The organism is Stenotrophomonas sp. YJH_SMC_120 (genome assembly GCF_059368675.1).
Map to the genome: position 1 here is coordinate 197,341 of NZ_JCAFRY010000004.1, position 14,025 is coordinate 211,365.

A 14,025-nucleotide genomic window follows, 5' to 3' on the forward strand; every position below is an offset into this window, starting at 1 on the left:
CCAGCATGACCTCCCCCATTCCCTGCGGTCGTTTCGCGCCCTCGCCGACCGGCCTGCTCCATCCCGGATCCCTGCTCGCCGCCTTCGGCAGCTGGCTGCTCGCGCGACATAACGGCGGCTTGTGGCGGCTGCGCATCGAAGACGTCGATCCACCACGCACCGTGCCCGGCGCCGCCGAGTCACAGCTGCGGGCGCTGGCCGCGTTCGGCCTGGTCCACGATGGCCCGATCCTCTGGCAGAGCACCCGCGGCGAGGCCTACCAGGCCGCGCTGGACGTGCTGCTGGCCAGCGACCTGGCCTTTGTCTGCCACTGCAGCCGCAGCGACCTGGCCGCCAACGGCGGCATCCACCATCGTTGCGTCGCCCGGCAACCTCGACCGGACCCTGCCGTCCGCTTCCGCGTGCCACCGGGCAGCATCGTGTACTTCGACGATGGCCTGCGCGGCCCGCAGCAGCAGGACGTGCACGCCGAGGTCGGCGACTTCGTGCTGCGCCGCGCCGATGGCTGCTGGGCCTACCAGTTGGCGGTGGTGGTCGATGACGCCGCACAAGGAGTGACCGAAGTGGTGCGCGGCGCCGACCTGCTCGACTCCACCGCGCGGCAGATCCTGCTGCAGCAGGCATTGGGGCTGGCGGTGCCGCGCTACTGGCACCTGCCGCTGCTGCTGGATGCGCCGGGCCACAAACTGTCCAAGTCGCTGGCGGCGCTGCCGGTGGACAGTTCGCACCCGCTGCCCGTGCTGCGCCAGCTCTGGAAGCTGCTCGGCCAGGCACCTGGGGCGCTGGAACCTGCGCACGACCTGGATACGCTGCTGGCCACCGCTCGGCAGGCCTTCGACCCGGCACGACTGCCGCGGACCGACATCCTGTTGCCAGCCGGCGCACTTTCCGCGCCGATGTTGCAGAATCCCCCTTCCCCCACCCGACACCCGGACAACACTCCATGACATCTCGCGTCGCACTGGTCACCGGCGGAACCGGCGGCATCGGCACCGCCATCTGCCAACGCCTGGCCGACCAGGGCCACCGGGTCGCCACCAACTACCGCGACGAGGCCAAGGCCCGCGCCTGGCAGCAGGCAATGACCGAGCGCGGCTACAGCGTGTCGATCTTCCCGGGCGATGTCTCCGATCCAGGCAGCGCCGAAGCGCTGGTGCGCGCCGTCGAGGCCGAGCTGGGCCCGGTCGAGATCCTGGTCAACAACGCGGGCATCACCCGCGACACCACGTTCCATCGCATGCGCGCGGACCAGTGGCACGATGTGATCAACACCAACCTCAATTCGGTGTTCAACGTCACCCGCCCGGTCATCGAGGGCATGCGCCGCCGCGGCTGGGGCCGGGTCATCCAGATCAGCTCGATCAACGGCCTGAGGGGCCAGTACGGCCAGGCCAACTACGCGGCGGCCAAGGCCGGCATGCACGGCTTCACCATCTCGCTGGCGCGCGAGAACGCCGGCTTCGGCATTACCGTCAACACCATTTCGCCCGGCTACGTCGCGACCGACATGGTGATGGCGGTGCCGGAGGAAGTGCGCGCCAAGATCGTCGCCGACATTCCCACCGGGCGCCTCGGCAAGCCGGAGGAAATCGCTTACGGGGTGTCCTTCCTGGTGGCGGAGGAAGCCTCGTGGATCACCGGCAGCAACCTGGACATCAATGGCGGCCACCATATGGGTTGGTAAGCCGCGCCGGCGGCCTCGGCGGCGCACACCCGCCGCCCCTGCCGATGGTCATGCTGCGCAGCACGCAAACCCTTGTTGCGCAACATGATCCCCTGTGAAAGCCAAGCCTGGCGGGGGCTGAGGCGGTTGCAACGGCTGCTGCACTGCGCCATGCTTCGCATCTACTGTGACGAGTGACCGCTTCAATGGCTGCGACCCGCATCATCAAGAAGTATCCGAACCGCCGTCTCTACGACACCGAGATCTCCAGCTACATCACCATCGAGGACGTGCGCCAGCTGATCCTGGACGGTGAAGACTTCGAAGTCCGTGACGCCAAGAGCGGCGACGACCTCACCCGTTCGGTCCTGCTGCAGATCATCGCCGACCAGGAACAGGACGGCGAACCGATGCTGTCCACCCAGCTGCTGAGCCAGCTGATCCGCTTCTACGGCGATTCCCTGCAGGGCTTCATGGGCAACTACCTGGAGCGCAGCATGCAGGTCTTCCTCGACCAGCAGCAGCAGTTCCGCCAGCAGATGGGCAACCTGCTGGGCCAGACCCCGTGGGCGATGATGAACCAGCTGACCGAGCGCAACCTGGAGCTGTGGCAGGAATTCCAGCGCAGCATGGGCACCGGTTTCGGTGGTCCGCGACCGGGTGGCACCGGTACCGGCACCGGCAACAAGCCCAACGAACCCGGTACCGGCACCGGCGGCAAGACCCGCCGCTGAGCCGATGTACCGGCGGATACGAAAACGGCGCGCCCAATGGCGCGCCGCTTTGTTTTGTGCCCCGGGGGAGCATCAACGTTTCGCTTTGCACCCCGTGCATACGCGTTCGACCTTGTAGCCCTTCGCCTTCAGCTTCTCGACCACGCCGTCACCGCCCAGAAGGTGCAGCGTACCGACCACCACCAGCGTGCCACCCTGCCCGGCCTGCAGGTACGGCAGCAGCTTCGGTACCCACGCATCGTTGCGCCCGGTGTTGATGCGCTGGTAAAGCTGCGGGTACTGCTGGCGCATTTCCGCGGCCATCTTCGTCCACAACACGCGCTCATCGCCTCGCCGCCAGGCATCATGCAGCTGGCGCGCCTGCTCATCGCCCTTGCCCGCCTGATCCAGCGCCTCGGACAGCATCTGTCGCTGCTCCTGCACGGTCATGCCGTCGAGCATGCCGATCTGGGTATCGATGTCTTCCAACCCAGCGGTCCTGCGGCCGGTCTTCTGCGCGCGCTCCATGAAATGACGGTCCAGGCCCAGCGCCGGGTCCAGGCCCATCTTCTGCATCTGCCCGACCGAAATGCTCAGGCCGACGAACCAGGGCTTCATGCCCTGCATCTGTGCCAACGGAAGCTTGTTCTCGGATGCGAACGCCTGCAGCTTCTGCCAGGTGGCCGCGTCGAGATCGCGCTTGAGCTCGCTGCCATCGGTGCGCACTGCAGCCTGCACCATGCGGCTGGCCAGCTGCGGCGACTGCATGTCCTCCGGCGACAGTTCGAACACGACCCGCTGCGAGGCCTCGAAGGCCTGCTCGACATCGGGCGACAGCGGGTAGTCCTGCGGTTTCAACAGGTGGAATGATCCAAGCAGGTATACGCGTGAATCACCCGGGCCGGTCACCTTCCACAGCAGCGGCACCGGCGGCTTGGCCGCCGCCGTGGCAGCGGCGTCGGTGGCCGGTGCATTGCGCGCCGGTGCCAGCGGTGCGATTGCAAACGCTGCCATCAGCAGCGTTGCACGGAACAGTCCCTTCAACGGCATCTCAGCCCTCTCCTTCAGACAGGTGGTAGGCCTTCTCGCCCGCTTCCATGCGCAGGTCCAGCCGGTTTTCCGGCGGCGCCAGCGGGCACGTGGCATACGCGGTGAATGCGCACGGCGGGTTGTAGGCATGATTGAAATCGATGCGTAGCGTGCCGTCGGCTGCCGGCGCATCGGTATCCAGATAGCGCCCGGCCGGATAACTGCCGCGGCCACTGGTGCGGTCGGCAAAGATCAGGAACAGCGGCTGCCCGGTGGCTCCGATCGCCTCCAGCCGCCATGTGCGGCCGTCGCGTTCGAATTCGACCGCACCCGCATTGGGCATCTCGGTGGTCAGGCCGGTGATGTCGACAATGGGAAGGGTCTTGCCCGCCGGATGCGGGATGAAGCGTGCCTGCACCTGCCAGTCCGGGCCACCCGGCCAGTACTCCAGCCCGGCGAAATCACGGCGCGCCGGCGCATCGGCATGCTTGACCCGCAGCGCATCGCGCGGACCGCGCCGGATGATGCTGAGCTGGCCCTTGCCACCGTCGAAGGCCAACAGGGTTGGCTGCGGATCCTTGTCGGTGTCGATGCGGATACGGCCGCGCACCGGCTGGCCATCATGGCTGACATCCACACCGGCTTCGGGCGTGAACCACCACTGGCTGCCCTCGCGACGCAGCAGGCCCAGCTTGTCCGGGCCAACCGTCAGGCGGATGCCGTTGGTGGCACCACTGCCGACAAAGTGTGATTTGTTCTGCAGCCAGTGCAGGCCGACCAGGGCCGTCCAGCCATCGGGCCGGGTCAGGTCCTGGTAGCGGGCCACCCGCCATTGCTGCTGCGCGGCCGCATAGGCCGGATCTTCGGTAACCTTCGGCGCCGGCGGTGTTGCCGGACTGCACGCGGCCAACAGCAAGGCGGCCAGCAGGCCGCCCATTCCCCGATAACGCATCGATGCTCCCCTCAACGTCCGCGCAGGAACCAGCGGTCGATCTCCGCCAGCGAAAAACGGGCCCAGGTCGGCCGGCCGTGGTTGCACTGGCCAGACCGTTCGGTGATTTCCATGTCGCGCAGCAGCGCGTTCATTTCCGGCACGGTCAGGCGCCGGTTGGCACGCACCGCACCGTGACAGGCCATGGTCGACAGCAGTTCGTCACGTGCGCTGGCCACGCGGCGGCTCTGGCCGTGCTCGCGCAGGTCGGTCAGCACATCGCGCAGCAGCCCCTCCGGTTCGGCATGCGCCAACAGCGCTGGAATACTGCGCACGTGCAGCGATCCGGGACCGGCACGGGTCACCTCGAAGCCGAGCGCCGCCAACGTTTCGGCTTCACTTTCGGCGGTGTCGGCTTCGCGCTCGCCCACGGCGAGTGTGATCGGCACCAGCAGCGGCTGCGACTGCAGGCCGATACCATCGTGCGCGTTCTTCAGGCGCTCGTAGCCGATGCGCTCGTGCGCGGCATGCATGTCGACCACGATCAGGCCTTCTGCGTTCTCGGCCAGGATGTAGATGCCGTGCAGCTGCGCGATCGCGTAGCCCAGCGGCGGTACGCCGGCGTCGGCACTGGTCACCGGCAGTCCGTTCTCGGTCGGCATCGGCGGCAGCGCAGCACCGCGTTCGGCACCGGCCGGTGCGGCATACAGCGCGGCATAGGCCGCCGGTGCATCGGCCACCTGCAGTCCAAGGGGCTGCTGCGGGCGCCAGCCGGAAAAACCACCACCACCGCCACCCGAGCCGGCACCGGGCGTAGGTCCACGCGCCAGCCCGAAACCCGATGCGCCCGCGCTCGATGCCATCGGTGCAGCAGCGGCGTCCACCGGATGCACCGGACCCGCACCGATCTCCTGCGCCGACATGCCGGCGCGGGTATCAGCCAGCGCGTCCTTCAGCGTGCGGTAGACGAAATCGTGCACCAGCCGCGAATCACGGAAGCGAACCTCGTGCTTGGCCGGGTGCACGTTGACGTCAACGCGGGTCGGGTCGAGCTCGAGGAACAGCACATAGGCTGGCTGGCGGCCGTGGTACAGCACATCGCCGTAAGCCATCTTCACCGCATGGGCGACGCTGCGGTCGCGCACCGAACGGCCGTTGACGTACAGGTACTGCTGGTCGGCGCTGGCGCGCGAATAATGCGGCTGCGCGATCCAGCCGTGCAGGCGCAGGCCGGCACCACTGTGGTCGACGCGCACGGCCTGATTGGCGAAATCCTCGCCCAGCGTTTCGGCCAGGCGCGCATCGGAATACAGATCGCCCGGCTTGTAGCGGCGCGAGGCCTTGCCGTTGTGCGACACGCGCAGTTCGACATCCGGTCGCGCAAGCGCCAGCGAACGCAACCACTCTTCGATATGGCCCAGTTCGGTACGCTCGGCGCGCAGGAACTTGCGCCGCGCCGGTACGTTGTAGAACAGCTCGCGCACTTCCACGGTGGTGCCCGGTGCATGCGCACGTGGCGTCACTTCGCCGATCTTGCCGCCTTCGATCTGCAGTGCCGAACCGTGTTCGTCATGCGCGCGACGCGAGGACAGGGTAAAGCGGCTGACCGAGGCGATCGACGGCAGCGCTTCGCCACGGAAACCGAGCGTGGCCACCGATTCGAGGTCGTCCAGATCGGCGATCTTGCTGGTGGCGTGGCGCGAGACCGCCAGCGGCAGCTGTTCCGGCGCGATGCCACTGCCATTGTCGCGGATGCGGATCAGGCGGACACCCCCCTCTTCAAGATCGATATCAACGCGGCTGGCACCGGCATCGATCGCGTTCTCGACCAGCTCCTTGACCACCGACGCAGGACGTTCGACCACTTCGCCGGCGGCGATCTGGTTGATCAGGATTTCCGGCAACGGCCGGATCGGGCGCGGTCCGGGCGCGCTCATGGGAGAGGATGGGCAGCAGACTTCATGGGTTGATGATAGCGGAGGCTGCGCATGTAGAGTCGACTGTCAGTCGACTGCCCTCCGCCGGGCGGCGAAAACCCCGCGCTGCGCGCGTAGTCGACTGACAGTCGACGCTACAGAAAGCAGCAACCTGCCTTCGGCGGGTTACTTGCTGCCGCCGGCCATGGTCCCGGCAGCGTCGATCTCGGCCTGGGCACGGGCTGCGTACAGCGTGCCCGGCGGTGGCTGGCGGCTGAAGAAGGTGTGCACGCCATCGAGCACGGCGCCGGCGATCTTGCGCTGGTAGGCCGGGTCGATCAGGCGGCGCTCTTCGTCCGGGTTGGAGATGAACGCGGTTTCCACCAGCATCGCCGGCATGTCCGAGGTGCGCAGCACGGCGAAGTTCGCACGTTCGATGTTCGGCTTGTGGTTGTTGCCGATCCGCTTCAGGCCGCCCAGCACGTGGCCGGCGGCATCTTCAGACGCCTTCATGTAACCGCTCTGGGCAAGGTCCAGCAGCACGTTGGCAAGCGTGTCTTCGGTCTGCTGCAGGCGCACGCCACCCACCAGGTCGGCCGCGTTTTCCTTGTCCGCCAGCCAGCGGGCGCGCTGCGAAGAGGCGCCCTTGGTCGACAGCACGTATACCGACGAACCAGTGGCCGAACGGTTTTCGGCCGCGTCGGCATGGATCGAAATGAAGATGTCGGCCTTGTTTGCACGTGCCTTCTGCGCACGCATCGGCAGCGGGATGAACACGTCGCTGTCGCGGGTCAGATAGGCCTTCAGGCCCGGCGTCGCATTGACCTGGCGGGCCAGCTCACGCGCCACCGCCAGGGTGACATCCTTTTCGCGCTTGCCGGTCGGGCCGATCGCGCCGGGATCCTGGCCACCGTGGCCGGGATCGATGGCGACCACCAGATGACGCATGCCGGCCTGCATGCGGATGCGCGAGGCATCGCTGGGCATGGCCGGGCGCGGCGGTTCCACCGGCGTCGGCGCCGGTGCAGGCACGGTAGCCGGCGGCGTGGTCACCACGGCGGCGGTGCGCTGGCCGGCCAGGATCGCGGCCGGCGAGGAAGAAGGTGAGCTGCTGGCCACGGTACCGGCCGCCGCAACCTGGGCCGGCGCGGTGGACGGCGCCGGGGTCGGCGTGGCCGGTGCGGCGGCAGTGGCACTGGCCTGCTGCCGCACCTGCGCGGTCAGCAGTGCGGTCGCACGTGCGGCATCGGAACGCGACTGTGCGCTTTCAGCCGGGGTCGGCCCGGGCGTGGCCACCGGTGCCTGCGGCTGCACCGCCGGTGTCGCTGCCGGACGGCTGGCGGCCATGGCCGGGCCATCGCCCGGCCATTCGATCACCAGCTTGGATTCATTGCCCTCCCGCTGCATCTGCGGGCGGAACGGCGCCACCGATTCAGCGAGGTCGAAAACGACACGGAAGGTGCCCGGCACCGGCTGTCCGGTGCGCACCGCCGTGACCACGCCCTGCGCAGCCGGCATCTTCAGGTTGCGTATGGCGCTGGAGTCAGGGAAGTCGACCACCAGACGGTTCGGACTGGCCAGAGAAAGCGTCTTGTAGCCGCCACTGCCGACCAGCGAGATCTCGGCACGGGTGCCGGTGGCGCCGGTATTCAGCAGGACCTGGCGGACTTCACCAGCCCACGCACTGACGCTCGCCAGACCCAGTCCGACGGCGGCACAGATAGCGGTGAGACGGTTCCCCGGGCGCATGGCTCAGGATTCAATCATCGCGCTGAACGGAATGCAACACCTTTTTCCTTAATAATCCGTAACCTGCCGGTCTTTGTTCTCGTCAGCCGACAGAAATGGCCTGCAAGTCGCCCCCTTGGGGAAGCCGCTTCAGCCACTCATGTCCGACGTCGCTGGCTCCGGTGAGACGGACGCGGCGCCCCTGCCCCTCGATCTCCAACGCCACCACCAGGTCGGTCGGCGGCAGCGCGCCAGCGCCGCGTTCCGGCCATTCCACCAGCCACAACACCGCGCTGCCCTCGTCCAGGCCCAGGAAATCGAGTTCGCCGGCCTGGCCGATCCGGTACAGATCCAGGTGCCAGGCTTCGCCGCCACTGGCCAGCGGATAACGCTCGACCAGGGTATAGGTCGGGCTGCGGATCGCGCCCTGCACGCCCAGCGCGCGCAGCAGTGCCCGGGCCGTTGTGGACTTGCCAGCGCCGAGGTCGCCGCGCAGTTCGATCAGCGCCTGGGGCGGTCGGGTCGCCGCCAGCCACTGCCCGAGCAGTTCGGTGGCATCGCTGTCGGCAAGGAAGAATTCAGTCATGAAGAGCGTTCCGGGTTGGCCAGTTGCCGCAGCGGCACCAGCAGATCAGTGGGAAGCATGCCGCGCGCGCCGTCGGCGGCCGCAGCGTCGCCGGCGAGCGCGTGCAGCAGTGCGCCAGCGGCGGCAGCGTCGAAGGCGGCCAGGCCCTGCGCGCGCAGGCTGGCAATGATGCCGGTGAGCAGGTCGCCCATGCCCCCCACGGCCATGCCGGGGTTGCCTGCAGCAATCAGCCGTGGCACCTGCCCGGGCGCCGTCACGATGCTGCCCGCGCCCTTCAGCACCACCACGGCGTGGAAGCGCTCGGCCAACGCCTGCGCACAGCGGTAGCGATCGGCCTGGATGTCAGCGGTACTGCAGTCGAGCAGACGCGCGGCCTCGCCCGGATGTGGCGTAAGGATCGCCTCCGGCAGCGCGCGCGGATTCTGCGCCAGCAGATTCAGCGCATCGGCATCAACCACCAGCGGTTTGTCGCTGTCCAGCACCTGCGCAAACATTGCGCGTGCCCATTCGTCCTGGCCCAGGCCGGGGCCGATCGCCACCACCCTGGCCTTGTCCAGCAGCGCCGGCAGCACATCGCCATCTTCAAGCGCATGGGTCATCGCCTCGGGAAGCCGAGCCAGCAATGGGCCGACGTGATCGCGCCGGGTGGCCAGGCTCAACAGTCCCGCGCCGGCACGCAGTGCCGCTTCGGCCGCCATCGCGATGGCCCCACCGCTGCCATGGTTGCCGCCGACGCACAGCACGTGCCCGGATTCGCCCTTGTGGGTATTGGCACGACGCGGCGGCAGCAGTGCCGGCAAGCGAGCCTGGGTCCAGTGCTCTGCGGCGGGTGACACGCCCTGCCATGCGGCCGTGGGTAGCTGCAGCGGCGCCAACGCCTTCCGCCCGCAATGATCCAGCGCATCGCCGGTATACAGCCCGCGATGCGGCACGATGAACTGCAGGGTCAAAGCAGCCTTCACCGCCTCGCCCGGTACGGCGCCCCGGTCGGCATCGACGCCACTGGGGACGTCCAGCGCCAGAACCGGTGCCGTCTGCGCGTTGAGGGCGGCGATCAGCGCCTGCGCCACACCTTCCGGCGCACGGTCGAAGCCCAGACCGAACAGGGCATCGACCCAGATATCGGCCTCGGGCAGCGCGCCGTCGAAATCGGTGATGGTGCCGCCGTCGGACGTGAATTCCGATGCTGCACGCTGTGCCAGCGACGTCGCCGGTGGCTTGCCCGGCAAGGCGATCACCGTCACCGCGCGCCCGGCCTTCCGTGCATGGCGGGCCAGCACCAGGCCGTCGCCGCCGTTGTTGCCTGCTCCGACCACCACGCCGATCCGCTGCGCCTGCGGCCAATGCTGCAGCAGGCACTGCCAGGCGGCCTGGCCGGCCTGCGCCATCAGGCCCCAACCACCCTCGGCGGCCAGCGCCGAAGCCTGCGCATCAAGCGCACGCGCGGCAGCGGAATCGAAAAGATCGGCAAGGTTGGCCATGCAGGGATTTTATACTGGTGCACATGTCCCCCGCCCCCATCCCTGTCGATCCGGCCCAGGCCGTGCAGCGCATCCGCGAACTGGCGCGTGCGCATGGCTTCCAGCGCTGCGGTATCGCCGGCATCGAGCTGGGCGAGGATGAGGCGCACCTGGCCGACTGGCTGGGCCAGGGCCTGTACGGCACGATGGACTGGATGGCGCGCCACGGCACCCTGCGCGCGCGCCCGGCCGAGCTGCTGCCCGGCACCGTACGGGTGATCTCGGTAGGCATGGACTACAGCCACAAGGACGACACCGAAGCCTGGGCAACCCTGGCCGACCCGGGCCGCGCCTACGTGGCCCGTTACGCCTTGGGCCGCGACTACCACAAGCTGATGCGCAACCGCCTGCAGAAGCTGGCCACGCAGATCAACGATGAAGTGGCACCGCTGGGCTACCGCGTGTTCGTCGATTCGGCGCCCGTGCTGGAACGCGCACTGGCGCGCAATGCCGGCCTGGGCTGGATCGGCAAGCACACCTGCCTGATCGACCGCCATGGCGGCTCCTGGTTCTTCATCGGCGAGATCTACATCGATATCCCGCTGCCGATCGATGCACCGGCCACGGCACACTGCGGCACCTGCACGCGCTGCATCGATGTCTGCCCGACCCAGGCCATCACCGGCCCGCAGCGGCTGGACGCGCGGCGCTGTATTTCCTACCTGACCATCGAGCACGACGGTGCCATCCCCGAAGACATGCGGCCGTTGATCGGCAACCGCATCTACGGCTGTGACGACTGCCAGCTGGTCTGCCCCTGGAACAAGTTCGCCAAGCGTACCGACGAAGCCGATTTCCGCGCGCGCAACAACCTCGACACTGCCCGTCTGGACCAGCTGTTTGCCTGGGACGAAGCTGAATTCCTGCGCCGTACCGAAGGCAGCCCGATCCGGCGCAGCGGCCATGAACGCTGGCTGCGCAACATCGCCGTGGCACTGGGCAATGCACCGTCCTCGGCCGAAGCGTTGGCCGCGTTGCATACCCGCGTCGATGATCCCTCGCCGCTGGTGCGCGAACACGTGCAATGGGCGCTGGACCAGCACAGGGTGCGCTGACGTGCGATCCTGAGCCCCCGTTCCGCCCGCAGCACGCCGTTCCCATGCAGCCACGCAACAACGACATCCTCACCCCCAGCCAGCTCAACACCCTGGCCCGCGACCTGCTGGAAGGCAGCTTCCCGGCGATCTGGGTCGAGGCCGAACTGGGCAGCGTGGCGCGTCCTTCTTCCGGGCACCTGTATTTCACCCTGAAGGACGCACGTGCGCAGCTGCGCGCGGCGATGTTCCGGATGAAGGCGCAGTACCTGAAGTTCGTGCCGCGCGAAGGCATGCGCGTGCTGGTGCGCGGCAAGGTGACCCTGTACGACGCCCGTGGCGAGTACCAGATGGTGCTGGACCACATGGAGGAGGCCGGCGAAGGCGCGCTGCGCCGCGCGTTCGAAGAGCTGAAGGCACGCCTGGAGGCCGAAGGCCTGTTCGACCCGGCACGCAAACGGCCGCTGCCGGCGCACGTGCAGCGCCTGGCGGTGATCACATCGCCCACCGGCGCCGCCGTGCGCGACGTGCTGAGCGTACTCGGCCGCCGCTTCCCGCTGCTGGAAGTGGACCTGCTGCCGACCTTGGTGCAGGGCAGCAGCGCCGCTGCACAGATCACCCGCCTGCTGCAGGCCGCCGATGCCAGTGGCCGCTACGACGTGATCCTGCTGACACGTGGCGGCGGCTCACTGGAAGACCTGTGGGCCTTCAACGATGAAGCACTGGCCCGCGCGATCGCCGCCAGCCGCACCCCGGTAGTGTCGGCGGTGGGCCATGAAACCGACTTCAGCCTCAGCGATTTTGCCGCCGACCTGCGCGCACCAACGCCGTCGGTGGCAGCCGAGCTGCTGGTACCGGACCAGCGCGAACTGGCCCTGCGCCTGCGCCGTACGGCCGCGCGCATGGTGCAGCTGCAACGGCATGCGATGCAGCAGGCGATGCAGCGTGCCGACCGCGCCCTGCTGCGCCTGAACGCACAGAGCCCGCAGGCGCGGCTGGACCTGTTGCGCCGTCGCCAGCTCGATCTGGGCCGGCGCCTGCATGCGGTCTTCAACCAGCAGCAGGAGCGCCGTGCCGCACGCCTGCGCCATGCGGCCGCGGTACTGCGCGGGCACCATCCGCAACGTCAGCTCGACGCGCTGCAGCGCCGCCTCGCCGCCCTGCGCGGGCGGCCGCAGGCAGCGATGCAGCGCCTGCTGGAGCGCGATGCACTGCGACTGCGCGGACTGGCGCGTTCACTGGAAGCGGTGAGCCCGTTGGCCACCGTGGCCCGTGGCTACAGCATCCTGACCCGCACTGACGATGGCACGCTGGTACGAAAGGTCGACCAGGTGCAGCCCGGTGACGCGCTGCAGGCCCGCGTTGGCGACGGCGTGATCGACGTGCAGGTCAAGTAAATGGGTGTTCGGCAGGGCTGCGCCCTGCACCTGCAGAGGCTTCAAGCAACGGCCGAAGCAACAGCCAAAGCGGCTCTGGATTGCTGATGGTTTGGCGGGGCGGTGTGGCTGTGCAGGACACGCCGTAAACCCATCCCTGGGGGCTCGATGGCGCCATCCATGGCGCCAACGGTCCTGCACAGCCACACCGCCCCACCCTCGACAGTTTCCCGATGACGGTCGGTAGATCCACGCCATGCGTGGATGAATCTCTGTCAGATATCGAATCAATTCGGGGTCAGATCCGTTTTCCGTAGGAAAACGGATCTGACCCCACGCCATTCCGACAGATCGCGAGAATCTGTCGAAGGCGGGGTGGGTCCGGTTGAGGGGGCGTGAGCCGCATGGATGCGGCGACCGAGCTTACGTGGACGTATTTGCAGCGTCCCCCGCAACCGGACCCACCCCGCCATCCCACGGAATGCACGCTGTTGCTGTTGCTGTTGCTTCGGCAGGTGCAGGGCTGCAAGCCCTCCCGCCCCCCCCCCCTACTTTGCCTGCTCGCAGAACTTCTGCCGGTACTCGAGCGCCTTTGGCATCAGCGCCTGCAGGTTCTGGATGCGGGTGCCCGGGTTCGGGTGGGTGGAGGCAAACTCCGGTGGCGACTGGCCGCCGCTGGCCTGGCCCATGCGCTGCCACAGCGGCACCGCCTCGCGGGGATCGAAGCACGCCGCTGCGGCCAGCATCAGCCCCACTTCATCCGCCTGTGTCTCGTGGCTGCGCGCATACGGCAGCAGGTAGCCATAGCCCATCGCCGACATCATCATCTGTTGCTGCTGCGCATCCATGCCGCTGGCGGCGCCGGCCACCTGCCCGATCTGGGTCAGCTTCTGCTGGGCCATGCGCTGTGCACCATGGCGCAGCAGCGCATGGGCGATCTCATGCCCCATCACCACCGCCATCGCATCGCGGGTGCGTGCTACCGGCACCAACCCGGTGTAGACCGCCATCTTGCCGCCCGGCAGGCAGAACGCATTGGCCTGGTCGGACGGGATCACATTCACTTCCCACTGGAAATCCCGCGCGAAATGCGCCGGCTGCACGCCGTGCTCCTGGGCCAGCGCGGTCTCCACCACATCGACCTTGGCAATCAAGCGCTGGGCGATATCGCGCACATCGCGCGCGATCGGTGCATTGGGGTCCATCGGCCGTTCCTGCGACAGGATCTGCTGGTAGGCCTGCAGCCCCAGCGCGGTTTCCTGGCGCGCGTCCAGGCTGCTGTCGATCATCACCTTCTCGCCGGTGTACGGATCGACCGTGCGGTTGGAGAACCAGTAGAACAGCGCATAGGCGGCGGCCAGCAGCAGCACCCACCAGCGGATGTTGCCGAACAGGCCACGCCGCTGTGGGCCTTGCGACGAGCGGGAGAAGGGATCGTTGCGCATCAGGGGACTTCCTGCTGGCCCCGCCGGCTGGCGGGCACGGCGCAATCTTAGTGCGCCGCTGCCCGCAGCGGGTGAAGCCGGGTG

At 68.1% G+C, this 14,025-nt stretch carries 12 protein-coding genes; 5 read left to right on the forward strand and 7 right to left on the reverse strand.

Annotated elements, in window-relative coordinates:
• Positions 1-5 precede the first annotated feature (5 nt).
• The 3 genes from gluQRS (at position 6) to phaR (ending at position 2,397) form a co-directional block, all read left to right on the forward strand.
• Positions 6-947, forward strand: coding sequence for a tRNA glutamyl-Q(34) synthetase GluQRS (gene gluQRS, locus AC5P60_RS08255; protein ID WP_049404636.1), 942 nt, complete (start codon positions 6-8; stop codon positions 945-947).
• Complete coding sequence (gene phbB / locus AC5P60_RS08260; RefSeq protein ID WP_414497982.1) at positions 944-1,684, forward strand: acetoacetyl-CoA reductase; 741 nt, start codon at positions 944-946, stop codon at positions 1,682-1,684. The genes gluQRS and phbB overlap by 4 nt, the downstream gene beginning before the upstream one ends.
• Positions 1,685-1,869: 185 nt before the next feature.
• Positions 1,870-2,397, forward strand: coding sequence for a polyhydroxyalkanoate synthesis repressor PhaR (phaR, locus tag AC5P60_RS08265; RefSeq protein ID WP_005410391.1), 528 nt, complete (start codon positions 1,870-1,872; stop codon positions 2,395-2,397).
• A 72-nt stretch (positions 2,398-2,469) separates the two neighbouring features.
• Here phaR and AC5P60_RS08270 read toward each other — a convergent pair whose 3' ends face one another.
• From AC5P60_RS08270 to AC5P60_RS08295, 6 genes are all read right to left on the reverse strand, one after another.
• Positions 2,470-3,426 (reverse strand): TraB/GumN family protein, encoded by a 957-nt coding sequence (locus tag AC5P60_RS08270; protein WP_024958298.1) that lies wholly within the window; start codon positions 3,424-3,426, stop codon positions 2,470-2,472.
• 1 nt (position 3,427) lies between these two features.
• Positions 3,428-4,357: a DUF1684 domain-containing protein gene (locus AC5P60_RS08275; RefSeq protein WP_005410393.1), complete on the reverse strand. Its 930-nt coding sequence runs from the start codon at positions 4,355-4,357 to the stop codon at positions 3,428-3,430.
• Positions 4,358-4,368: 11 nt separating this feature from the next.
• On the reverse strand, positions 4,369-6,273 hold the full coding sequence (gene mutL / locus AC5P60_RS08280) for a DNA mismatch repair endonuclease MutL (RefSeq protein ID WP_049404634.1): 1,905 nt from the start codon (positions 6,271-6,273) through the stop codon (positions 4,369-4,371).
• 165 nt (positions 6,274-6,438) lie between these two features.
• Positions 6,439-8,001 (reverse strand): N-acetylmuramoyl-L-alanine amidase, encoded by a 1,563-nt coding sequence (locus AC5P60_RS08285; RefSeq protein ID WP_495201723.1) that lies wholly within the window; start codon positions 7,999-8,001, stop codon positions 6,439-6,441.
• 82 nt (positions 8,002-8,083) lie between these two features.
• Complete coding sequence (tsaE, locus tag AC5P60_RS08290; protein WP_033834691.1) at positions 8,084-8,566, reverse strand: tRNA (adenosine(37)-N6)-threonylcarbamoyltransferase complex ATPase subunit type 1 TsaE; 483 nt, start codon at positions 8,564-8,566, stop codon at positions 8,084-8,086.
• The gene (locus AC5P60_RS08295) at positions 8,563-10,047 is read right to left on the reverse strand and encodes an NAD(P)H-hydrate dehydratase (protein ID WP_483693315.1); all 1,485 of its coding nucleotides are present in this window, start codon (positions 10,045-10,047) and stop codon (positions 8,563-8,565) included. Before AC5P60_RS08295 ends, tsaE begins: the two co-directional genes overlap by 4 nt.
• Positions 10,048-10,070: 23 nt before the next feature.
• Between AC5P60_RS08295 and queG the strand changes: the two genes are divergently transcribed.
• Together queG and xseA are read left to right on the forward strand one after the other, a co-directional pair.
• A complete protein-coding gene (gene queG / locus AC5P60_RS08300; protein ID WP_033834693.1) occupies positions 10,071-11,141 on the forward strand; it encodes a tRNA epoxyqueuosine(34) reductase QueG in 1,071 nt (356 codons plus the stop codon).
• Between the two features lie 44 nt (positions 11,142-11,185).
• Positions 11,186-12,517, forward strand: coding sequence for an exodeoxyribonuclease VII large subunit (xseA, locus tag AC5P60_RS08305; protein ID WP_483693314.1), 1,332 nt, complete (start codon positions 11,186-11,188; stop codon positions 12,515-12,517).
• Between the two features lie 527 nt (positions 12,518-13,044).
• On the opposite strand, the gene AC5P60_RS08310 is transcribed toward xseA, so the two are convergent.
• A complete protein-coding gene (locus AC5P60_RS08310) occupies positions 13,045-13,941 on the reverse strand; it encodes a M48 family metallopeptidase (protein WP_005410400.1) in 897 nt (298 codons plus the stop codon).
• Positions 13,942-14,025: the final 84 nt, after the last annotated feature.